We start from the raw sequence: 22,003 nt of genomic DNA, 5'->3' as shown, positions 1-22,003 counted from the left end.
CATAAAAAAGGCCGGTTAAACCGGCCTTTTTCGTGTCTATCAGCAAATCTCGAACAAGCCTGCCGCGCCCATGCCGCCGCCAACGCACATAGTCACCACCACATAACGTCCATTGCGCCGCTTGCCTTCGATGAGGGCGTGCCCGGTCATTCGCGCGCCCGACATTCCATAGGGATGGCCTATCGAAATAGCACCGCCATTGACATTGAGCTTGTCATTATCGATGCCGAGCTTGTCGCGGCAATAAAGCACCTGCGCTGCGAAGGCCTCATTCAACTCCCACAGATCGATATCATCGACCGTCAAGCCATGCTGTTTGAGCAGTTTTGGCACGGCATAAACCGGACCAATGCCCATCTCGTCAGGCTCACAACCGGCAACCGCCATCCCGCGATAAATACCGAGCGGAGAAAGGCCCCGCTTTTCCGCTTCCTTCGCTTCCATCAGCACGGAAGCGGAAGCCCCGTCCGACAACTGTGAGGCGTTACCAGCGGTAATAAAGCTACCCCGAGCTACAGTCTGGCCACCAGCAAAAACAGGCTTCAATCCGCGCAAGCCATCCAGTGTAGTTTCGGGACGATTGCCTTCATCCATGGCCAGCTCGACGCTTTTCGAAGATATCTCGCCTGTGACCTTGTCCTTGATCAGCATAGTGGATTGAAGCGGTACAATCTCGGCGTTCAACCGGCCCGCTGCCTGAGCGGCTGCCGTGCGCTGCTGCGATTGAAGCCCATATTCGTCCTGCGCCTCACGCGAGACGCCATAACGCGCCGAAACGATCTCGGCCGTCTCAATCATGCTCATATAGGTGGCGGGCAGATGCTCGTTTAGCCAGGGATCGCGCCAGCGATAGACATTCATATGATCGTTCTGCACCAGCGATATCTGCTCCACGCCACCGCCAATGGCAATCGTCATACCATCGCCGGTGATCTGTTTGGCGGCTGTTGCGATAGCCATCAGCCCCGATGCGCATTGACGATCCATCGACTGGCCCGGAACTGAAACTGGAAGGCCAGCCCGCAACAAGGACGTGCGGGCGATATTCATGTGGGTCGTGCCTTGCTGAAGCGCAGCACCGAGGACGACGTCCTCTACTTCCGCGCCATCGATGCCAGCCCGCTTGACCGCAGCGGCAATCGCGTGGCCCGCCAGCGCTGGCGCAGTCGTGTCGTTGAAGGCTCCGCGATAGGCTTTGCCAATCGGCGTGCGCGCAGTTGATACGATTACAGCTTCTCTCATCAGAGCTCCTCCACTGGCGCTGGAACGTAAAGCCTTTCGGCTAGTTCTCTCAGTTCCGGAGTAAGCGGAACAGGCCGTCGCGTGTCTCGGTCTACATAGACATGCACATATTCACTTATTGCAGCGGTCAGCTCTTCGCCATCCTTGAAGATACCAAACCCCCACAGCAGACTGGTATTGCCGACATGCTCGACACGAACCCCAACGACGACATTGTCAGGGTAGGAAATCTCGGAAAAATAATTCGTTGAATTGCGTGCAACGATACCAATGGGGGTGGAACCATTCAACTCCAGAGCGCCAGACGCAATAAGCGACCGGTTCAATGCTGCATCGCAATATTGCATATAGACGACATTGTTGACGTGGCCATAAATGTCCATATCGCTCCAGCGCGTCTGCATCTCGTAGAACTCCCGATAGGCTGACCGTGGTTCAGCCTTCGGGCGGGCTTTGGAGGCCGTCATTCGATAACCTCATTAGCGCGCGACGTTGCGATGATGCGATCCACATGCGCCAACCCGGCGTCGGTCTCGATGAAATTGCACATGTCATCGATCTTTGTGAAAGCAGCGGCAACGGCTTCAGGTGTTCGCTCGCCCTTCGGCAGATAAACGCCTTCGCTTTCCACAATCGCCATGCGAGCAACCGTACCTGCACCGGTCAAAAGAACAGTACGGCTTGGCGCTTGCTCGCTTACGAGGAAGAGTGCAGCAGGAACGACGTTTTCGGGTGCGAGGCGCACCAGCATTTCCTCGTCCAGAACATCACCGGTCATGCGTGTTGCCGCCGTCGGCGCTATCGCATTAACGTGAATGTCGTATTTGTCGCCCTCAAAATGCAGCACATTCATCAGGCCGACGAGTCCCGCCTTGGCGGCACCGTAGTTGGATTGACCGAAATTGCCGTAAACGCCCGACGTGGAAGTTGTCATCAAGATGCGGCCATAGTTCTGGCCTTTCATGACGTCCCACACAGCACGACTGGCATTGGCCGAGCCAATGAGATGGACGTCGACCACAGCGCGAAAATCGGCCATTTCCATCTTGGCGAAGCTCTTATCGCGCAAGATACCAGCATTGTTGATGAGAATATCGATGCGGCCGAATTCTTCAAATGTGCGCTTGGCCAGCGCCTGCATGTCGTCGAATTTCGTGACGTTACCCGCATCGGCGATAGCCACGCCGCCCTTGGCGCGAATTTCTGCGACCACCTTTTCCGCTGCTTCAGACGCGCCGCCTGCTCCATCCCGGCTGCCGCCGAAATCATTGACGACAACCTTCGCGCCGCGTGCTGCCAGTTCAAGCGCATAAGCGCGTCCAAGTCCCCCGCCTGCGCCTGTTACGATTGCAACGCGATTTTCAAAAGAAATGGTCATAATATGATCCTCAACCTACGGTCAGAATAAGCCAGTCAGCGGCGAGCGCAGGCTTGGTTTCGTCTTTGATTTCAATAGTCGCGGCAAGGGTCTGGAGCTGGCCGTTTCCCTTCGCCTGCACCGATTTCGAACGGAACGCACCGCGGATGGAAGAACCCACCTTCACCGGCGCGAGAAAACGGACCTTGTCGAAACCATAATTGATTTCGACCGCACCTGCGCCAGTTACCGGCAATACTTCGCGGCTGAGTTTGGTCAGCAAGCCAAGGACAAGAAAGCCATGTGCTATAGTACTGCCGAAGATACTTTCGCTTGCTGCTCGCGCCGGGTCCGTGTGAATGAACTGATGATCATCGATGACATCGGCGAACCGATCCACCAACTGTTGATCGATCTTAATCCAATCCGAATACAGCGCCTGGCTCTCCGTGCCAGCATGAGGTACATACGCAGCAGAATTAGGGTTTATTTCCAAAATTATATCCTCCAAGCGCCGAAAAATGGACAGCGGCCGCACTAATCAACAACATACTCAGTAGTATGCACTTGAACATGTCTTTGTCTAGTGGCATTCTACCATCGAAATTTGCTAGGATCGGTTGCCGCTTATCTATGCATAAATCGGAGTAGCAGATGGTTGAGAGCCGCCGAAATAACCGAACGGACAGTACTGGGAATGTCGTAATACTGGAAACAGCCGCTCAGTGCTTCATGGAGCAAGGCTTCTCCACAACAAGCATTGATGATGTGGCGCGCAGGATGGGTTCTACGAAAGGGCGCATTTATCACTACTACTCATCGAAGACGGATTTGTTCTTCGACGTGCATCGAGAAGGTATGGATCGACTGTTCAAGGCTGTCGAACCGGTCATGACCATGAACGGCTCAGGCCTGCACCGACTTGAAGAAATGCTCATGGCGCATGCGCTCGCCATGATGACCAACGTCGCTTTCGAAGCCGTGGTGGTACAGGGCGTCCATATGCACAAGCTGGCGGCAACCACGCCAGATCAGCGCCGCACACTCAACGACCTTATTTCCATCCGACGCCGGTTCGAAGATTTGTTTAAGCAGATTATTCGTGACGGGATCGATGACGGCAGCATTCGGGAGGTTGATGTGTCGATAGCTGCCAAAGCCGTACTCGGCGCAATCAACTGGTTGTCCATCTGGTATCAACCGAGAAGCGCTGAAACTGAGAGCGACAAAATTGCTTTAGCCAAAGAGATCGTGAATATCCAAATAAATGGACTTCGTCGATCCAACTAAGTATTGCGACAACGAAACAAGCAGGCCCCCCAAGCTTGATAAGTCAGAGCAGGCGCAGCGCTTTCAGTTCCGTAGATGAGCACGTGGGTAATCTTGATCGTAACAAGTGCGGATCGATCCATCTGAGTGCCAGTCAAGATTGTTGGTTCCGACCCAAAACCGGCGAACCACAGTGCCAAATGGGTAGAAAAAAATGAATTGCAAAAAATGAGCTTCGAGGTGACCTTGTCGAAGGAATGATGCACTTGAGGTAGCTTCTCCCATGCCAGCGTTTCGTTTCAACCCACGGCCAGATCGCCAATCTCTTTCTTCTCCATCGCAAAAATCTCACTGCCGCCGACCACCGTCAACTCCGCTCCCAAGCCGCCGCGATATGGCGTGATATCGCATTGTCCGGCACCGCCTGAAAATTCCGCCTAAGCGCACTCAATATGTCGAAGATCCGTTTAGACGACGCCACCCGCGGCGCGTCTAAATCTGATTGAACACACCTTCTGATAGTTTAACGGGAGACCTATAAGTTTCTGCTGCCAGCGAAGAAAACGACTCAAGAAGAATTTCCGCAGTTTGGTTTAGATGCTCCCGCATTCGTTGTTCGGCAACCAGTGTATCGCGAGCAATGATAGCCTTTGCGAGTTGTCGATGCTCTGAAAGGCCGTTTCCACGGCTCGGCTTTAATGGTGCGGAAAGCCGCCGATAACGCTCAGTTCGCTCATATAGCTGTGCTCTAATCTCAAGCATAACGGCATTGTCACACCCGCAGACAAGTGCGTGATGAAACCTTGCATGGGCTGACGCCCACTCTTCCGATAATGTGCTGTTGTCATCACGTTTGAATTCGGGCGTGCGCTCGAGAGCGTGCAAACAGGCGAGGATATTTGCTTCCCATTGTATGTTCCCTTCAACAATAGCACTTCTGATGCAAAAAGTTTCGATCTCAACACGGGACCTCGTCAGATCCAGCAACTCTTTGCTTGTGACAGGAGCTGCCCGAAATCCACGCTGAGGCTCAGAGATAACCCAGCCATCTGACGTCAGCTTGCTTAGAGCCTCCCGGACCGCACCAAGGCGAACATCAAGGAGTTCGACGTAATCGCTGATCTTGACGCGCGCACCAGGATATATGACCGCCCTTATCACATCGCTCCGGATTCGATCGTAAACGATCTGCGATTGGATCTTACCCTGAGGCTTCATTCGCAGGCTCTCTTCTCAAAAGTATGAACTGTTCGGAAGCAATGTCCCGTTCAGCAGATAGTTACCAAGATAACGCGCTTTATAGAACCTCGGATTGTGAGAAATGAGCGTCCGAATGTTGCGCCAATGCCGATCAAGTTGCGAACGAGCCGTTGCAGCAGTCGCGCCACCGACATCCAGCAATGCGGAGCTCGTCTGCTGCGCCACCGCGTCGATCACCACCTTTGACTGAAGAGCGGCCAGCGATGCCTGCATTGCGACGGCCTCGTCGATATCCACGCCACCACCTGAGTTCCAGGCACGATCGAGCACACGCGCCGCTTCCTTGACTGCTGCCGTCGCGACAAATGCGTTTGCGGCAAGCTCTCCGAAACTCTGCTGCACACCTGGATCGTCGCGCGGCAGGTCGGCCAGGCCGTGATAGTAGTTTCTCTTTCGCTGCCGCACGAAATCCGCCGTATCCTCTACCGCTGCCTGAAGAATACCAGCGACGACAGTCGTCAGCCAGAGCTGGTTGAAAGCGCTGCCATATGGCCGGGTCCGGATGGCTCTCGCAGCGCGATTCACTTCCCGGGGTTGGATGAACACGTCGGTATAGCGCGTCGTGCCGGATCCGCTCAGGCGCTGGCCGATGCCGTCCCAGTCATCGAGATGGCTGATGCCTTCCCGATCTGCCGGAATAGTCACGCTAACGGCTTGTCCTTCGTCGTCGGCGACAGAAACCACCAACCAGTCTGCAAACAAATTGCCGGTGCTATAGGCCTTGTCACCATTGAGAAGATATCCGCCCGGTACCGCCTTCAGCGAGGTCTTGAACGATGCTGTGCCCGCTGGCTGATCGCTGTTCTCATGGAACGAACCGCTGAACAGATTGCCGGACAGTACCAGTTCGAACCATTCCGCATTTCCGTCGATGAGATCCGGCTTGATGATTCCTTCGACCCAGCCGAAATGGTTGCGAAAGGCGTGTGCTACATTCGAATCGGCACGCGCAAGTTCATGCACGAGTTCGAAAAGTTCAGCGATCGAAATACCCCCGCCGCCACGGTTCTTCGGAAGACGAGCCGCTCCGAAACCGATTGCGGCAAGGGCCTTGAAAACAGGCTTCGGGTCGATCCGCTCAGCATCCCGTCTGGCGGATTGCGCCCTCAGATCAGCGACTATCGCTGCAAACTCGGGCGAAGCAGCATCGAAGACCGGCACGTGGGTCTTCGGTTTCACTGCCAAAAGCATTTCATTCATGCCGGCTCTCCAAGGATACCACTATTCCAGCCTTCTGCATCGGGAACGCCGAGTGCGATGAGACCGTTGACGATCACCGCCGTCTCCTCGGCGCCAAGTGTAAGGCGCGGCGCCCGCGGCCTGCCTGCCGGCAAGCCAAAGGCCGACAACGCAGCCTTGATCGGGATCACGGTGCCATAAGGGTGCAGCAATGCCTGCACGGCGACGATCGTCCTGAAAGCTTGCTTCACTTTGGCGAAATCGCCGGCCTGGCAGGCCGCAAAAAGGTGTCGATGCGTGTGAGGAAGCAGGTTGAGCAGCGGACCGTAAGTGCCGGTGGCGCCAAGCGCCAAAACCGAAAGAAGAGGGCCGGCGGTCGGCACTAGCACCGGCAGGTTGCCAGCCACATCCCGGTAAGCAATAAAAACGGATGGATCCGCAGTGCCGATCTCGATGGAGACAATATGTGGATTTTCTGCGATCAGCGCTTTTACTAAACCTGTGGAAGGCGTCGAGCGCAGCCCTTCTTTGCCGACAGCCAGCGTGACCGACACGTCAAGCGCCGAAAGCGTCTCGCGAAGGAAGCCCTCGGCCTCTGCGGCGGTCGGCATATGGCCATGCCCCAGATCCGGCACTGTCAATCGCACCGCGTCGAGGCCAAAATCGGCCACGCTCCGAACTGCCTGAATAAGCTCGCCGCTCGTGCGCGGCTCGAAAGCTGCATATCGCAGCGGTATTTCTGCGCCGAGCGCGTCCCGCGCGATCGCAAACACCTGCCGCCTCTCATCCGAGGAAAGCCCGTTCGCCTCTCCCGAGCCGCTGCCCGCAAGATAGGGAATGCAGCCTGCACCGGCGAGACGACGCAAATGGCCATGCAAGCCCTCTTCATCGATCCACCCACTTGCATCGAAAGGGGTGATGGATACCGCATAGAGTGGGAAACTGGATGATGTCATATCGACTGTCCCGCAACCGAAGCCAGGGGGCGGTTGACTTCCCTGGACCTGAACAAAGGCATGACATTCTCCCCGAACCAATAGCTTTCCTCGATTTTCGGATAGCCGGACAGGATGAAGTGGTCGATGCCGACGGACTGGTATTCCCGAATGCGTTCCGCGATCTGGGCATGGCTGCCGACAAGGGCCGTTGATCCGCCGCCACCACGCAGCAAACCCGTCCCCGCCCAGATATTCGGATGAAGCTGAAGCGAGCGCACATCGAAACGGCCGCTTTCCATCGCGTCGATATCGATCTTGAGATTCTTCTTGGCGTCGATGATGCGTTGCTGGCCGACGGCCTGAGATTTCTCGATACGACCCTGCTGCTTGCGGACGAAATCGAAGTCCATGTTGTAAAGCAACCGCTCTGCTTCGCGCCAGGCCGCATCTTCCGTATCGCGGGTTACGACGTGGATGCGGATGCCGAACTCGATCTCGCGACCCGCCGCACGGGCGCGCTCGCGCATCGCTCCGATCCGCTCACCCGCCATGGCAGGTGGTTCGCCGAACATCAGTTGCACGTCGACATGGCGAGCGGCGACGGCCTGCGCGGCGTGGGAGGCTCCGCCAAAGAATATCTTCGGTCTATGTTCGAGCGGCGTATCGTTTCCACCGTTCTCGAACTTGTAGAACGCGCCGTCGTAGGACTTACCTTTGCCGTCCCAACACAGTTTCAAAACCTGGAGAAACTCGTTGGTTCGCGCATAACGGCTGTCTTTGTCTAGGAAGTCGCCATAGGCACGCTGATCAGTGTCATTGCCGCCGGTGACAATATTGATCGCCAGCCGGTTGTTCGACAATTTCTGAAAGCTTGCTGCCATCTGCGCTGCAAGCGTCGGAAGCAAGTTGCCTGGCCGAAACGCGATCAGGAATTTTATGCGGTCGGTCAATGTTGTCAGCGCCGCCGTCACCAGCCAGGCATCCTCGCACTGATGACCGGTCGGCGCCAGGAGCGACTCGAACCCGTTTCGTTCAGCAGCACGCGCAACATCGGCGAGATAACCTATGTCCGGCGCGCGGTAATTGCTTCCCGACGGCATGACATCGCGGCTGTCGTAGGTCGTGGGCAGAAACCAGTGAAAATGGGGTTCAGACATTCCCGTATCCTTAGAATATGATGGGCATATGCAGTCCCGAACCGGCTGAAGCGTTTCCAGTAGCCGGTTCGCGAATTCTCAAAAAAGGAGAGATTATTTGGCCGCGGCGGTTTCACCCGCCTTGATCACGTCCGTGTAACGGGCGTCAACGAGCGGCGCATAATCGACTTCCCGCGAAAGAAACCCAGCCTTGTAGAGCCTGTCGATCAGCTCCGCCTCCACCTTTACAGCCTCGCCATCCGCAGAGAGCGGAAGGACGACGGTCGCGGCGCCTGCGGCAGCCTTCTTGGCCTGCTCGGGGTTCAGTTGCTGAGCCTTCACATAGGTCTGCGCAATGGCGTCCAGGTGATTGCGACGCCACAAAGAATAGGCAGTCGCACGCTTCAGGAAGTCCCGGATCGCAGCCCCCTTCTTGGCATCCTCGATCGACTTGGTACGTGCCGTGATCGACGTATAGCCAGGGAAGCCAACCTCATCTGCGGAGGCAAGCCATTTCACGGTACCCTTGTCGAGCGCCTCCTGGATCTGCCCCCATTGTACAGTTGCGACATCGACCGCACCGGAAATGACGGAGGCCGGGATAGAATCGGCCGGAATGCGGGTGATTTCAACATCCTTCGCGGTCAGCCCAACCTTCTGCAGGCCGAGAAGCGCGGTCGCAGCACTGTTCCCGCCTTCCTGATAAGCGAAGGTGTGGCCTTTGACCTCCTTGAGATCCTTGATCCCCGTCTTGGCATTGGCGACAATCACATGCGAGGGATAGGCGGCGTTGTCGAGCGGCTTCAACAGGGCGATGTGTTTCAATGGCGCGTTGGTACTCGTCCAGGGCACCTTGTCGAGCGCCGAGGCATTAGGTAGCGAGACATCGCTCAATCCCCAGCTGAGGTCGATCGCACCGGCGCCGAGCGCCTGCATCGTGCCACCCGCGCCGTTCAGGCGTACCCATTCGATCTTGTAAGGTGTGTTCTTGAAATCGTTGGTCAGATCTATCTGAAGGAACTGGACCTCCTGGAAGATGCCGACATTGAGCGTAACACCCGAGAGGTCCGGCTCCTGAGCCGAGGCGAACGAAGGCGCGGCACAGAATGCGGCGCCGGCAACCAGCAATGTTGCAAAATGGCGTCCGATCGAGACAAGCCGGTGCGAGAAATCAGGTTTCATGGTTTTTCCCTGTCAGCTAAATCAGAAAGATTGGTGGAGCGAAATGCGTTGACGCCCAGTTCCGCGAAAAGGCTCTGCCGTATCCCGGCGATGTCGGCCGAGAGCGGATTGCGGTTGCTTGGTAACTTGATATCGATCGAAAAACGGCCGTCCTTGAGTACGACGACCCTGTCGGCAAGACGCAGTGCCTCATCGACATCATGGGTCACGAGAAACACGCCCGGCCTGTGACGAACGAACAGGTCCCGAACGAGATCCTGCATCTTCAGGCGTGTGAGAGCATCAAGGGCGGCGAAGGGTTCGTCGAGCAGCAGCAGACGCGGTTCACGGATGAGGGCACGCGCCAAAGCCACGCGCTGTGCCTCACCTCCCGACAGCGTACCAGGCCAGGCCTCCGCATGGCTCTGAAGGCCGACTTCACGCAATGCGTCCAATGCGCGGGAATACGCCGTACGCGTCCTTGCCACACCGAGCAGCGTATTGCGCCAGACCCGCTGCGAGGGAACGAGCCGCGGCTCCTGAAAAACCACCGAACGCGGTTCGGCGACCCAGGCTTCGCCGTCATCGAACTGATCGAGACCAAGCAGAATGCGCAGAATTGTCGTCTTGCCGGAACCCGACTTTCCGAGAAGCGCCACGAGTTCTCCACGCCTGATCGTCAGGGAAATATCCTTCAGTACCGGTTTTTCACCAAAGGACTTCCACCCCCCGCGGATATCGACGGAAATGTCGTTCGCGGGAGCCGAGGTGACGGCTGTTTCCATTGCGGGCATGCTCACTCTGCGGCCCTTCCGACGATTGTCTTGTGCCAGGGCAGAGCGATCCTCTGGATAGTGCGGATCGTCACATCGACGAAGAGGCCGAAAAAGGCGTAAAGAACGATGATGGCGAGAACGATATCGGTGCGAAGCGCCGCCCGTGGATTGAGCGCCAGATAACCGATGCCAGATCGGGCATTGATCTGTTCGGCGGCAACGAGCGCCAAAAGCGACGACCCCATGGCCCACCGTATGCCGATCAAGATCGTCGGCATTGCCAACGGCAACACGATCTGGGTGGCGATCGCTATGCGGTTCAGACCGAAGACCCGCGCGGCCTCGACGACTTTTGCATCGATATTGCGAACGCCTGCGAAGGTATTCATGTAGACCGGGAACGTGCAAGCCACCGCGATCAACGTGATCTTCGGCTGCTCACCAACCCCGAACCAGACGATGAAGAGCGGTATGAGTGCCAGAAACGGCACCATGCGCAACATTTGCATCAACGCGTCGAATGCCTTTTCGCCGACATTCGAGAGGCCTGCCACAAGACCGAGAGCCAGGCCGGCGGAAGCACCGATCAGGAAACCGGAGGCCGAGCGTTGCGCTGACGCGATCAGGCTTTCCTGCAGGACCCCTGATTCCGTCAGCTCCCAAAGCGCGCGGACAACGGCGACGGGTGAATCCAGGATATCGCGATCGATCAACCCCGCCCCGACGGCGATCTGCCAGACGAGCAATAGAAGTATTGGAGAAAGGAGCCGGGTCGCATTGCCGCCGCCTATCAGAAATGTGCGGCCAACAGTTGCTTTCCGGCGGAGCGGCAAGCGCGTCATTCCGATATGGACCGACGGCTCAACGTTTTCAGCATGAGCCTCGATATCAAGCCTGACGGGGGCATCCGTCTCTCTTTCAAGCAATGCTTGCATGTGCCGCCTCTTGAGTGTGAGCATCGATGTGCGGAGAAAGGCTGAGGTTTTTAGCGCCTAGCCACCGCAGAAATAGTCTATAAAAAATATATATTTTGAAGGGAAATACGCGATGCTAACGTTTTATAATCGCGTGAATGAAGGAAAATTCTTACCAACATTGATCGCCAACCAGCAATGAATTGAGACCGATGCTCATATTCCCGGCACCAGCCCTTCAGCGCATTCTTGCTTGGATAGCCCAACTGGCGAATAGTGGCCTTCGCACGCTTGCCCAGCTTTATATACAGCGCAACTGCTCGCATCCGGTCTTCGTAGGAAGACATGAACTACCTCCTTGATAGTCCAAGTTTTCGTCCGCACCCCCAAGATAAAAATCCGCCGAAATCATCGGCGGATTTATCACTGATTTTAGTTTCTTGCTGCAACGACCACAACTTCAATCAACCGCTTCGGATCGCCAAGATCAGCCACTCCTATGGTAGCGCGGGAGGGTAGATCATCCCCGTCGAGCCATTCAAGCCAGGCTTCGTTCATTTCTTCCTTTTTTGCCATGTCACTCAGATAGATGCGAGCAGAAACAAGCTGCGTTTTATCGGAACCACACTCCGCCAGGACCCCGTCCAGCTTGGCGCATATCTGTTGTGTCTGTTCTTTCATACCGAGCGAAATGTCGGTTGCCGCATGACCGCCCACAAAGATCAAGCCGTTATGTTCAACTGCCGCATGCATGATGCGATGCTTCCGGTAACGAGTTACCATGACTATACCTCTCTTTTAGGTTCATTTATTGGATAGTGAGGATGTTACGCTGGCGCATAAACTCCAAAATCAATGCCAAGTGGTGCATCAGTCAGAAAATCCGCCAGCAACTTGCCCGCAAACGGTCCGATGGTGAGACCTGCGGCACCAAGTCCATTTCCCAGGGTCAGTCCGGCAATACCCGGAACGCGGCCCAGAATGGGCTTCGCGTTTCCGGATGCCGGACGGAAGCCGATCCGCGTCTCGATATGCGTTGCGTTAGCAAGTCCGGGCGCCACCGCGAGCCCGGCATTAAGCACTTCCGCTTCACCACCTGCCGTCACACGGTAGTCAAAACCAGCATTGTCCTCACGCGTTGCGCCAATAACCACGCGGGAATCGTCGAAAGCCAGCAAATAATGGCTCCCCATCGGCAGAAGCACCGGCCAGTTCGAAGTCTGAACACCTGGCAGACGGAGGTGAATGATCTGCCCTTTCTGAGGCTCGACTGGATGGCTAAGGCCAAGCGAGGCTAGAATCTGTGGCGCCCATGCCCCTGCCGTCACAACGATTTCATCGGCCTCACGCAAAGTGCCGTCGCTAGCAATACAGACCGGCTTTCCTTCCCTCAATGAAAGCGTAACGCGGTCCTGACCAACTTTAGCGCCAAGAGAGACGGCAGCGCGCAACATGGCTGCCGCCAACAACCGGGCATCCACACGCGCAGCACCAGGAATGAATATTGCTTCCATCCCCTGCCGCAAGGGTGGAAATTTCGCGCGGGCTGCTGCTGAGCTTAAATGCTCGACCACACCCGCTTCAGGAACATTTGCAACACGATGAGCAATGCGTTGAGCTGCAGCGTCATATTCCTGCCTGTCTTCCGCAACGACCAGTGCGCCAACCTTCCCGTAGCCCAGGTCAGTTTCGCCAAAGGATTTAAGCGCGTCCACCAATGTTGCATAATAGGCAGCACCGGCGGCATACATGTCGTAAAAAGGGCCGTCCTCGAGCTTGGTTGCCCATGGGCACACGATGCCTGCCCCTGCAAGCGTGGCTTTACCTTCATGCTTGGCATCAACAATTTCAACGTTGATACCCTTCCGGGCGAGATGGTAGGCAGTGCTGGCACCTAGTATACCTGCACCGATAATCAGAACTTTCATATTCGCTCCCGTGCAAATGCGCAATTTCAAGCGATTCCCGACAGAACTGTCCGGGAGCCGCCAAAATTTAAATCTAATCAACCGTCACGCCGGAAAACCGGCTCGTACCGAAGATGGCGGGCTCAAAGCCCTTCACATTCTTACTGACCGTTGTCAGCGTATCGGCTCCGCCGAGAATTACCGCAGGCGCTTCCTCATGGAAACGTTTCTGCGCCTTCTCGTAAAGTTCGATGCGTTTCTCCTTGTCGCTAACACGTCCGGCTTCATTCATTAGGCTGATAAATTCCTTGTCACACCAAGCACCCACATTGGATGGGCTTGGCTTGCCTTCGGAATCGCAGATGAAATAATTATTGGGAATCTGGCTTGGGTCCGGGAAGTCATAGATGCCGCCAAACATTGCAACCGGGGCTTCGCCTGCCCGGGCGCGCTGAACATACTCTCCCCATTCATAGGTCACGATTTCAGCCTTAACGCCAATCTTTGCCCAGTCTGCTTGGATCATTTCTGCGGCGCGACGGCCATTTGGCATGTAGGGTCGGTAAACAGGAACAGCCCATACCTGCGTCGAAAATCCATCTGAATAGCCTGCTTCCTTCAGAAGTTCCCTAGCCTTTTCTGGATTATATTCGTGTGGCGGCAAGTCCTTGGCGTGCCCCCACAAGACAGGAGGGATGAGCGCTCCTGTAGCTACACCCATGCCGCTATAGACTGCATCGACAAGCGCTGGCACGTTGATCGCTTCAGCGAGAGCTGTTCGCACGCGCTTATCCTGAAATTTTTCATCGCGAAAATTGAAATCAATGAACCCGGTCGACGCCACCGGGGTTTGTTTGAGATCAAGTGTGTCACTTTTCTCGATCATCTCGCGATCAGCGAGATTGGGGTAGAGTGCTATCTGACATTCACCCGCCAAAGCACGCTGCAGCCGAACTGATGCATCCGTACTGATTGCCATGTTAAGCGCATCGACCATTGGCGTGCGGCTCTTGTCACCGATAGCTGCACCCCATGTCTCTTTGAACGGTATAAGCCGTACGATAGCATCCTGCTGATAGGCTTGCAGGGCAAAAGGGCCGGTCCCAACGGGCTCCATATCAAACGCTTGAGGCGTTCCGGCTTTTAACAAAGTATCCGCGTATTCCGCTGAAGTGATAGCCAGTGATTGGTGCGCCATAATTCCGATGAAAGGGGCCAGCGGCTCCTTCAACGTAAAAGTGACGGTGTCATCATCAATCTTTTTCACCGATTGCAGAATATCGGCAAGCTTGGTGTTGAACGTGACATAGTTGCCGCCATTTATCTTCGCATAAGGATTGTCCGCCTTCATCATCCGATCAAATGTGAAGACCACATCATCAGCGTTGAAATCCCGGCTAGGCGTAAATCCGGCATTGGATTGCCACTTCACTCCTTTGCGAAGTTTAAATGTATAGGACCGTCCGTCATCCGAAACTGCCCAGCTTTCGGCCAGCGACGGCTCAATATCGGAGCTGGTCGCCTTCACGGATACCAGATTGTCGTAAATATTACCGAGAACATTGGACGTGGTGCCGTTGCTGCTCAGTTGTGGATTGAATATCTCTGGCGAACCTTCGACGCAGACCGACAAGATGCCAGCATGGGCTGTTGTCGAAAGCGTCAAAGCCACAAGGGCCGAACCCAGTGTGGCGGCCAAGGCCGAACTACGGATCAATGTCATGCTCATTCCCCTTTTTGGAACAAATCGCGTCAGCGATCAGTCCGTCTTGTTTTCAAGGAGAAAAGCGAGCCGGGACATAATTGTCAAATATCAAATTATCCTATCATTATAACCAAAACTCATATTGTCGATTCCTGATGAGAGTATCTATATGAACATCCGCCAGCTGGAAGCATTCCACAACACAATCGAAACCGGATCGGTGACACACGCTGCGGAACGTATGCGAATATCGCAGCCAGCCGTCAGCAAGCTGCTACGCAGTTTCTCTGATGCATGCGGCTTCCAGCTGTTTGTCCGAACAAACGGACGTCTTACACCGACACTTGAAGCACGTATGCTTGCCACTGAGGTCGCCAAGATGTTTTCAGGCACGGCGCGTGTTGCGCGACTGGCCGATGCTGTGCGCAATCAGGAGTGGGGTGAGATAACCCTTGTCGCTCCGCCTGCCTTGACCACCCGGTTTCTGGCCCAATCCCTGGCACCTTTGCTTGCCGATCAGCCCGATATCCATTTTACCATGCGCAGTCTGCCCTCCCCGCGCATTATCGATCTTGTCGCGGCACAGCAAGTCGATATCGGTCTGAGTGTACTGCCCTTCGAAAACCCCAATGTTGAAGCGGAGCGCCTCATACGTTTTGAAATGATTTGTATATTGCCTGCGGGTCATCCCCTGGCAGACAAAGCCGTGGTCGATCTTGAAGACTTGAGCAGCGACCCTTTCATCTCTCTGGCTCGCGACGACTGTTCCCTGATGACGATTGACCGCGCTTTCCAGATCAAAGGCGTTCAAAAGAAAAACCGCATCGAAGTCCCGCTTTCCGAAACTGCCTGCTGTTTTGTAGCCAGTGGTGTGGGTGTTTCAATCGTCCCCTCGTTTGTCGGTTTGGATTTCGCCCCCGATATGTTGATTAGACGACGTATCGTTCCAGAAACAACGATTGATCTCTGGCTTCTTACGCCCAAAAATCACCCAAGATCTCTGGCTGCAAGCAAACTCATCGACTTTCTTCGTCAGGTCATCGCACCGTTCGACGTGCGTCAATAATCGGATGTTGTGGCAGCTATTTCCACGTTATTGAGGCACAGCTCGGCTAGACGAACCAATCGGGCTCAAAACTGTTGTGATACTGCGCATGGCACGTTCAAAGGACGGGTTCACTTTGGTTCATAAAAAAGCGACAGTGCAACGGCAATTATGAGAATCTCTGGCACTGTAACTTTAACTCTAGGGCAAGGTTCAGCAGGTAACTGGGGCAACTTGATCGGTGTCTCTCCGATTTAGAGTTGAAGTCCAGTAGATGCGCCTGGGTGGTCAGCCCGTTGCACTGCAGCAGTGAGGCGGCAAGCAAGTTGTTTGCAGATTGCAGCCGAATTGAGTTGAATGATTATTCCATCTAGTATGCCACGCCTTAAAGGCTTTCGCTTCGCTCGTGAAATTATCGCATATGCGGTTTGGGCTTATCATTGATTTGCCTTGAGCACTGCAGATGTCGAAGATCTGCTCGCCGAACGTGGTGTCGTTGTCAGTCGAAAAACAAGCAGGCTTTGGGCCAACCGTTTCGGACGGCATTTTACAAATTGTGTCCGCCGGGATCGACCTGCTCCTTGTGACAAGTGGCAAGTCGTTGACGTCGGCATCTCAATCCGCGGGACAAAGCATTGGCTTTGGCGCGCGATTGATACGCATGGCAACGTGCTCGACATTCTGGTTCAGCCGCGTCGAAATGCTAAGGCAGCAAAGGGAGCTGGAACAAGAGCATTGCGAAATCGTACGCAGCCCTTATCAACCAAAGACAGTGAATTCCTTGCAGACTAGCATCTTTCGTGCGATTCTTGGTTGTGCCCGAAAGAGATGGCATGAATGCTCTGTGAGCGGCCACAACACCCGCTTCCTTCTGCGCCTGTGTGAACTTAGGGGCTCGTGGCGCAAATCCTAAACGCAGATCAAGAAGGTGCTTATATTCCCGGCACCAGCGCTTCAGCGCATTCTTGCTTGGGTAGCCCAACTGGCAAATAGCCGCTTTCGCGCGCTTGCCCAGCTTGATGTAAAGCGCAACAGCTCGCATCCGGTCTTCGTAGGAATACATGAACTACCTCCTTGATAGTCCAAGTTTTCGTCCGCATCCCCTTGCTAGATTTTAGTTGACTGGTTTCAATTCAATTCTGTTGCGGATGGCTTCGCTTCTCGCGTGAGCGATCTCCCCGCGCACTATATCTTCGTTCCATCCCATCACACCTGCCAAGACAGACGCAATCTCTTGAATGACGGCGTCCGTTAATCGACCGGCAAGGGCGATATCGGTACGCCGAAACAAAATATCTGTAAGTCGGCTCACCTGTTCGAAAGCCGCAATCCATCGCAGCTCCTCGATACTGTAAAAAGGACAACTCCTTACGACGGTCTCTGGTGCCTGCAAAATCGATATATAGTCGAGGGCTCTGGTCCCATATCGTTCAAGAAGAATATCTGCACGGTCTCGGGATAGTTCGTGCTTTTCCGACAAGGCATCTAACAGATGGCTGCGATCAATCTCTGTCAAAGGGTAATTTGCACCACCACCGATAGAGAGATTGGCGGTACTACGAATTCTCACCCTATCAAGGTGCGACAGAATAAGATTCGCTGCTTCTTCCGCAAATCCGCGAAATGTCGTCCATTTCCCCCCGATCAGCGAAAGGACCTGTAGCCGAGTTCCTGGAATTGCATTGATTGCGATTGAATGATCCCGACTAATATTTCCCGGATCAGTTTGATTGCTTGCTGGCAAAGGACGTACACCACAATAAGCCATCCTGACCTGATCAGGACTGATTGGGATGGTTGGAAAGACCTCCTGTGTCGCCCCAATCATATAGTTGAGTTCCTCTTCGCTGCATACAGCGCCATCAATATCCATTTCAGGAATATCGGTCGATCCGACAATGACATTTCCCAGGAAAGGGTACACAAGATTGACTCGCCCATCGGCAGACCCAAAATAGACCATTCGCCCCTGCAAGGCATCATAAAGCGCCTGGTTCTCAATGATGAGATGCGAACCTTTGTTTCCGCTCATAAGTGTGGTGGTGATGCCGAGAGACAGGTTAACGTTATCGATCCATGCACCACCTGCATTTACGATAACCGCGGTTTGGACAGTCTTTTCGCCAGTGGCGAGTTTACTTCTGAAAGTGATCCCTTCCGAACCAGATCCAACAACCTGGACATAATTCAAAACCTTGCTTTTCGGATTAGCTTTAAGGCCGTCGATCAGAAGTTCGACCCCCAGTCGTTCAGCATGCGTGACCCTAGCCTCATAATATATGCCAATTGCTTTAATTCGGTTCGTGATCTTAGGGAATTTCGACACGGCAGCTTTCTTTGAAAGCATTACATGTTTGGGCAGGGACTGAAATTTTTCTCCAAAAAAATCATAAAGACGCAACCCAATCGAAATAATAATTGATCCTCTGTCCACTAAACGCGATTTCATCCCAAAAAATCGTTTGATTGACGACACGATCCCGCCGAACCGCGAATAAATCGGCAATATCGTCTCCAGCGGTTTCACGTAGTGGGGGGCATTCCTGAGGAGAAGGTTCCGCTCTTGAGCGGATTGCCTAACCAGACGAAACTCTCCAGTTTCGAGGTATTTGATCCCACCATGGATAAGGCGCGATGGCGCAGCACTCGCACCTGAACAGAAATCATTTTTATCAATGAGCAGGCAGTCCACATCCTGCTCGCAAAGATCCCGAAAGAGACCGCATCCATTTATACCGCCACCTATTATGACGACTGAATAGCTGCCCCCAATCGACGACAGCCGTTCATCAACGGCGTTGTCCGCATAAACCGGCGTTTGCTTATTCATGGGCAACGACAACTTTGATCGCGCTACCATTTTCAGCAGTTTTCAGCGCCTCATCAATTTGGTCCAATCCAAACCGATGCGTAAGGAGAGAATCCAGCTCAATGTGACCTTGAGCGATCATGTTCAAAGAGCGCTCAAACTGGAGACGGGTCAGGCCAAATGATCCCGTGACCTGTATTTCGCCATAATGGATGGCGTTGACATCGAGCGTTGCTGTTTCCGAAGCAGAAAAACCGGCGAAAAGGCTTACAAAACCGCGTTTGCGCACGAGTTGCAGAGCGTCATTTGCAAGCTTCGGCACTCCAATAGCCACGATGACTTTGTCCGCGCCCTGCCCTTTGGTTTCATGCTTCACCCTCTCAGGCAAATCTTCTGACGTCGGGTCTACAGCATAATCTGCACCTGCGGAGAGCGCAGCAACACGACGAGCAGGATTGGGCTCACTTACCATTATCCGATATGCCCCAGCGTAACGGGCAAGTTTGATATGCATCAACCCAATAGGCCCGGCTCCCAGGATCACTATAAAATCACCGACACTGACCTCTATTTTCTCCTGCCCGTTCATTACGCAAGAAAATGGCTCAACGAGAGAAGCCTTCTCCCAGCTAATATTTTGCGGGAGACGAAATACATTTTCGCTTTCAACGGCACGCGCCGGAATACGGATATATTCTGCGAATGCTCCGTCAATTTCGTACCCGATCGCAATGAGATTACTGCAGATATTCTCAAATCCGCGTTTACAATTGGCACAATGCCCGCATGGAATTGCGGGACAAACGCCGACGGCTTCGCCGCACATAAAAGTGGTATTGCCGCCTGTATCTACAATTTCACCGGCAAACTCGTGCCCGAGAATCGACGGGTAACGGATACCTGTGGTTTTTTTACCCCGGAATATGCGCACATCCGTCCCGCAGACAGTTGCTGCTTTGACCTTTACCAGTAGGTCGCCACGAGCCAATTCCGGTTCTGGTACGATTTCGCACGCGATTTCGTTTGGTGCTCGTAATAATGCAGCTTTCATACGAGAGCGCCTCCCCTATTTGAACATTTATCTTTTAAGTTATATTTTTATTCGTTTTGCAAGCTCTTTTTGAAACTGCTTTAGACGTGCTTTTTGGTGCTATCCCGACTTCAAGTCGCTTTAAAGCACAATATCTTATGAACAATCGTAATTTGTGATGTTGACATGTTCATTTTGTGGTGCACAATGAATGTTCACACAGGATGAATGTGCGCAGACGCTATCTGGGAGGATTTATGCGCTACGATTATGCTTCCGTGGGCTTTTATACGTTTGATTGCCTTGGTTATCCTATCGACCGGCTGCCCTCGGGAGGCGGTGTTTCATTTGTCGAAGAAATAACGCTCGCAGTTTCAGGTACTGCGGGAAGCTGCGCAATCGACGCCGCAAAACTGGGTCTGAAAACGCTTGCAGTGGGTGCAGTTGGTCCCGATCACATGGGGAAATGGGTTATCCAGCAACTGGAGAGCCACGGCGTCGACACCAGCACAATGCAAGTTTTAGAGCATTCCCGCACTTCTACGACAATTGTGACAACTCGCTCAGACGGCGCACGTCCGGCGATGCACATGAAAGGAGCTACGGCCGATTTCATCATCGACGATGCGATGCTCGATCAGGTTATCGACTCACGCGTCGTTCATCTGGGCGGCACTGGTCTCATGAACAACATGGACGGCCCGAGGAGCGTCGCGTTGCTTAAACAAGCAAAAGCACGCGGCTGCATCACAACCCACGATTTACTGGCTGGTACGCCCGAGTTCCTTCCACTTGTCGAACCACTAATGCCTTACGTCGATTATTTTATCCCCTCCATTGAGGAGGCCGAAGGACTGTCTGGCTTACGTGACATTGAAGACATTGCACACTTCTTTCTGGATAAAGGAGTCGGATGCTGCGTGCTCACGCTTGGTGGTGTCGGTGCATATTATCATCACTCCGACGGAACGAAGTTTCTAATCCCCGCCTTTGAAGTCGACGTCATATGCACATGCGGTTGCGGAGATGCTTTCGATGCGGGCTTTGCAACCGCACTGCTCAAGGGCTTCGATCCGGAAACTGCGGTGCGCTTTGCGCAATCTGCCGCAGCTCTGGTGGCAACCGGTCTTGGCTCACAGGCAGGAATACGATCATTCGAAGGCACTTGGGACTTCATGAATAACACCCCTATACGCGCAGAACGCAAAGCCGTGGCACGCTGGGCAGTGTGATCACACCTGATAAACAACATGCCCGAATATCAATGACAAATTAGGGAGCTGAGGAAGCAACCATGTCTTTCCTTAACATGACGATACTGACGTCACTTGTATTAACAGGTCTGGCGAGCACCGCCCTGGCCCAGAACCAGGCGGATCTGATCAAGCCTATCGACAAGGAGTTGACTTTCATCTTCATACCGAAGGTGATCCACCCTTGGTACGATGTGGTCGCGGATGGCTCAAAATTTGCGGCTGAAGAACTCGCAAAACAAGGCATCAGAGTAAATGTGATCTGGGATCAGCCGCCACAAGCGGATGTAACAGATCAAAATCAGCGCATAGAAACCAATATAGGTCGTCGCCCAGACGGCATCGCTGTGGCATGCCTCGATCAGGCTACAAACACGCAGATGTTAAACGAAGCAAAAAGTGCTGGCGTCAATGTCATTACATTTAATTCCTTTTGCGATGACCAGTTTCCGTTCGTCGGTCCAAAAGACAGTGAACAAGACGGCCACGATCTCGGTGAGTTTCTGGCAAAGCACCTGAACGGAAAAGGGAAAGTAGGCATCTTGGCGGGAAGCCTAACTGCCACCGACCACGTCCAGCGCATCAAAGGCTTCAAGAAAGCACTCGAACAGTATCCGGACATGCAAATCGTGTTCGAACAGCCAGATAATGACATTCTGGAAGAAGCAGTTTCGCTAACTGAAAATGCACTTCAGGCCCATCCGGATCTCGCCGCGGTCTTTGGCTCCAATGCGTCCAATCCCATTGGCGCAGCGCGTGCCATCAAGAATGCTGGCAAACAGGGCAAAGTCGCGATCGTGGGTATGGATGACCTGCCTGAAGCCGTGGATGCTGTTTGCGATGGAACGATAACCGCGCTCAAGGCACAGCGTCAGTGGGATATGGGTTACTGGTCAGTTCGCTATCTTGTGGCAATGAATCAGAACCACACATATCCGATGGCACATGACACAGGTTCACGCTTCATCACGAGAGACGATTGCAAGTAGTGAGGCCGATTGCGGGCGCGCATGCACGCGTCC

At 54.0% G+C, this 22,003-nt stretch carries 22 protein-coding genes and 2 pseudogenes; 6 read left to right on the top strand and 18 right to left on the bottom strand.

Annotation, left to right across the window (positions count from 1 at the left end; genetic code table 11):
• Positions 1–39: 39 nt before the first annotated feature.
• From ACSME1_RS22090 to ACSME1_RS22075, 4 genes are read right to left on the bottom strand one after another with little or no spacing between them, the layout of a single operon-like run.
• Positions 40–1,242, bottom strand: a complete 1,203-nt coding sequence (locus ACSME1_RS22090) for an acetyl-CoA C-acyltransferase (RefSeq protein ID WP_105707847.1) — start codon at positions 1,240–1,242, stop codon at positions 40–42.
• Positions 1,242–1,709 (bottom strand): acyl-CoA thioesterase, encoded by a 468-nt coding sequence (locus tag ACSME1_RS22085; protein ID WP_105707844.1) that lies wholly within the window; start codon positions 1,707–1,709, stop codon positions 1,242–1,244. The genes ACSME1_RS22090 and ACSME1_RS22085 overlap by 1 nt, the downstream gene beginning before the upstream one ends.
• Entirely contained in the window at positions 1,706–2,620 is a 915-nt protein-coding gene (locus ACSME1_RS22080; RefSeq protein ID WP_105707843.1) for an SDR family NAD(P)-dependent oxidoreductase, read from the bottom strand. Before ACSME1_RS22080 ends, ACSME1_RS22085 begins: the two co-directional genes overlap by 4 nt.
• A gap of 10 nt (positions 2,621–2,630) precedes the next feature.
• Positions 2,631–3,089, bottom strand: coding sequence for a MaoC family dehydratase (locus ACSME1_RS22075; protein ID WP_105707870.1), 459 nt, complete (start codon positions 3,087–3,089; stop codon positions 2,631–2,633).
• Positions 3,090–3,253: 164 nt separating this feature from the next.
• Here ACSME1_RS22075 and ACSME1_RS22070 point away from each other — a divergent pair, with 164 nt between their 5' ends.
• Positions 3,254–3,889 carry a TetR/AcrR family transcriptional regulator gene (locus tag ACSME1_RS22070; RefSeq protein ID WP_105707841.1) on the top strand — a complete coding sequence of 212 codons (636 nt, stop codon included), beginning with the start codon at positions 3,254–3,256 and terminating at the stop codon, positions 3,887–3,889.
• 263 nt (positions 3,890–4,152) lie between these two features.
• Positions 4,153–4,296 (top strand): annotated as a pseudogene (locus ACSME1_RS22065) (IS6 family transposase); the annotation flags it as partial.
• A 64-nt stretch (positions 4,297–4,360) separates the two neighbouring features.
• Here the strand turns inward: ACSME1_RS22065 and ACSME1_RS22060 are convergent.
• From ACSME1_RS22060 to ACSME1_RS22010, 11 genes are all read right to left on the bottom strand, one after another.
• Complete coding sequence (locus ACSME1_RS22060; protein ID WP_105707838.1) at positions 4,361–5,086, bottom strand: GntR family transcriptional regulator; 726 nt, start codon at positions 5,084–5,086, stop codon at positions 4,361–4,363.
• A gap of 15 nt (positions 5,087–5,101) precedes the next feature.
• Entirely contained in the window at positions 5,102–6,328 is a 1,227-nt protein-coding gene (locus tag ACSME1_RS22055; RefSeq protein ID WP_105707836.1) for an acyl-CoA dehydrogenase family protein, read from the bottom strand.
• Positions 6,325–7,263: a dihydrodipicolinate synthase family protein gene (locus ACSME1_RS22050; protein ID WP_105707835.1), complete on the bottom strand. Its 939-nt coding sequence runs from the start codon at positions 7,261–7,263 to the stop codon at positions 6,325–6,327. The genes ACSME1_RS22055 and ACSME1_RS22050 overlap by 4 nt, the downstream gene beginning before the upstream one ends.
• Complete coding sequence (locus ACSME1_RS22045; protein ID WP_105707834.1) at positions 7,260–8,402, bottom strand: LLM class flavin-dependent oxidoreductase; 1,143 nt, start codon at positions 8,400–8,402, stop codon at positions 7,260–7,262. Before ACSME1_RS22045 ends, ACSME1_RS22050 begins: the two co-directional genes overlap by 4 nt.
• A 93-nt stretch (positions 8,403–8,495) precedes the next feature.
• The gene (locus tag ACSME1_RS22040) at positions 8,496–9,563 is read right to left on the bottom strand and encodes an ABC transporter substrate-binding protein (protein ID WP_105707832.1); all 1,068 of its coding nucleotides are present in this window, start codon (positions 9,561–9,563) and stop codon (positions 8,496–8,498) included.
• Positions 9,560–10,336 (bottom strand): ABC transporter ATP-binding protein, encoded by a 777-nt coding sequence (locus ACSME1_RS22035; protein ID WP_435655796.1) that lies wholly within the window; start codon positions 10,334–10,336, stop codon positions 9,560–9,562. Before ACSME1_RS22035 ends, ACSME1_RS22040 begins: the two co-directional genes overlap by 4 nt.
• Positions 10,337–10,338: 2 nt before the next feature.
• Entirely contained in the window at positions 10,339–11,253 is a 915-nt protein-coding gene (locus tag ACSME1_RS22030; protein ID WP_181153678.1) for an ABC transporter permease subunit, read from the bottom strand.
• Positions 11,254–11,330: 77 nt separating this feature from the next.
• Positions 11,331–11,579: a hypothetical protein gene (locus tag ACSME1_RS22025; RefSeq protein WP_105707829.1), complete on the bottom strand. Its 249-nt coding sequence runs from the start codon at positions 11,577–11,579 to the stop codon at positions 11,331–11,333.
• Between the two features lie 85 nt (positions 11,580–11,664).
• Complete coding sequence (locus ACSME1_RS22020) at positions 11,665–12,015, bottom strand: RidA family protein (protein WP_105707828.1); 351 nt, start codon at positions 12,013–12,015, stop codon at positions 11,665–11,667.
• Between the two features lie 44 nt (positions 12,016–12,059).
• Positions 12,060–13,160 (bottom strand): NAD(P)/FAD-dependent oxidoreductase, encoded by a 1,101-nt coding sequence (locus ACSME1_RS22015; RefSeq protein ID WP_105707825.1) that lies wholly within the window; start codon positions 13,158–13,160, stop codon positions 12,060–12,062.
• 73 nt (positions 13,161–13,233) lie between these two features.
• Positions 13,234–14,862 (bottom strand): ABC transporter substrate-binding protein, encoded by a 1,629-nt coding sequence (locus ACSME1_RS22010; protein ID WP_105707823.1) that lies wholly within the window; start codon positions 14,860–14,862, stop codon positions 13,234–13,236.
• 151 nt (positions 14,863–15,013) lie between these two features.
• Between ACSME1_RS22010 and ACSME1_RS22005 the strand changes: the two genes are divergently transcribed.
• Both ACSME1_RS22005 and ACSME1_RS22000 read left to right on the top strand, forming a co-directional pair.
• On the top strand, positions 15,014–15,910 hold the full coding sequence (locus tag ACSME1_RS22005; protein WP_105707821.1) for a LysR substrate-binding domain-containing protein: 897 nt from the start codon (positions 15,014–15,016) through the stop codon (positions 15,908–15,910).
• Between the two features lie 336 nt (positions 15,911–16,246).
• Positions 16,247–16,645: pseudogene (locus ACSME1_RS22000) on the top strand (IS6 family transposase); the annotation flags it as partial.
• Here the strand turns inward: ACSME1_RS22000 and ACSME1_RS21995 are convergent.
• From ACSME1_RS21995 to ACSME1_RS21985, 3 genes are read right to left on the bottom strand one after another with little or no spacing between them, the layout of a single operon-like run.
• On the bottom strand, positions 16,593–16,952 hold the full coding sequence (locus ACSME1_RS21995; protein WP_181153680.1) for a hypothetical protein: 360 nt from the start codon (positions 16,950–16,952) through the stop codon (positions 16,593–16,595). The pseudogene ACSME1_RS22000 and the gene ACSME1_RS21995 overlap by 53 nt on opposite strands.
• Positions 16,953–17,003: 51 nt before the next feature.
• The gene (locus tag ACSME1_RS21990; protein WP_105707819.1) at positions 17,004–18,719 is read right to left on the bottom strand and encodes a glycerol-3-phosphate dehydrogenase/oxidase; all 1,716 of its coding nucleotides are present in this window, start codon (positions 18,717–18,719) and stop codon (positions 17,004–17,006) included.
• On the bottom strand, positions 18,712–19,749 hold the full coding sequence (locus tag ACSME1_RS21985; protein ID WP_105707818.1) for a zinc-dependent dehydrogenase: 1,038 nt from the start codon (positions 19,747–19,749) through the stop codon (positions 18,712–18,714). Before ACSME1_RS21985 ends, ACSME1_RS21990 begins: the two co-directional genes overlap by 8 nt.
• 236 nt (positions 19,750–19,985) lie before the next feature.
• Here ACSME1_RS21985 and ACSME1_RS21980 point away from each other — a divergent pair, with 236 nt between their 5' ends.
• Together ACSME1_RS21980 and ACSME1_RS21975 are read left to right on the top strand one after the other, a co-directional pair.
• Positions 19,986–20,960 (top strand): carbohydrate kinase family protein, encoded by a 975-nt coding sequence (locus ACSME1_RS21980; protein WP_105707816.1) that lies wholly within the window; start codon positions 19,986–19,988, stop codon positions 20,958–20,960.
• A gap of 62 nt (positions 20,961–21,022) precedes the next feature.
• Entirely contained in the window at positions 21,023–21,970 is a 948-nt protein-coding gene (locus ACSME1_RS21975) for a substrate-binding domain-containing protein (RefSeq protein WP_105707814.1), read from the top strand.
• Positions 21,971–22,003: the final 33 nt, after the last annotated feature.

Source organism: Brucella pituitosa, assembly GCF_965577835.1.
Classification (GTDB): Bacteria; Pseudomonadota; Alphaproteobacteria; order Rhizobiales; family Rhizobiaceae; genus Brucella; species Brucella pituitosa.
This window is presented reverse-complemented; position numbering and strand designations above follow the sequence as displayed.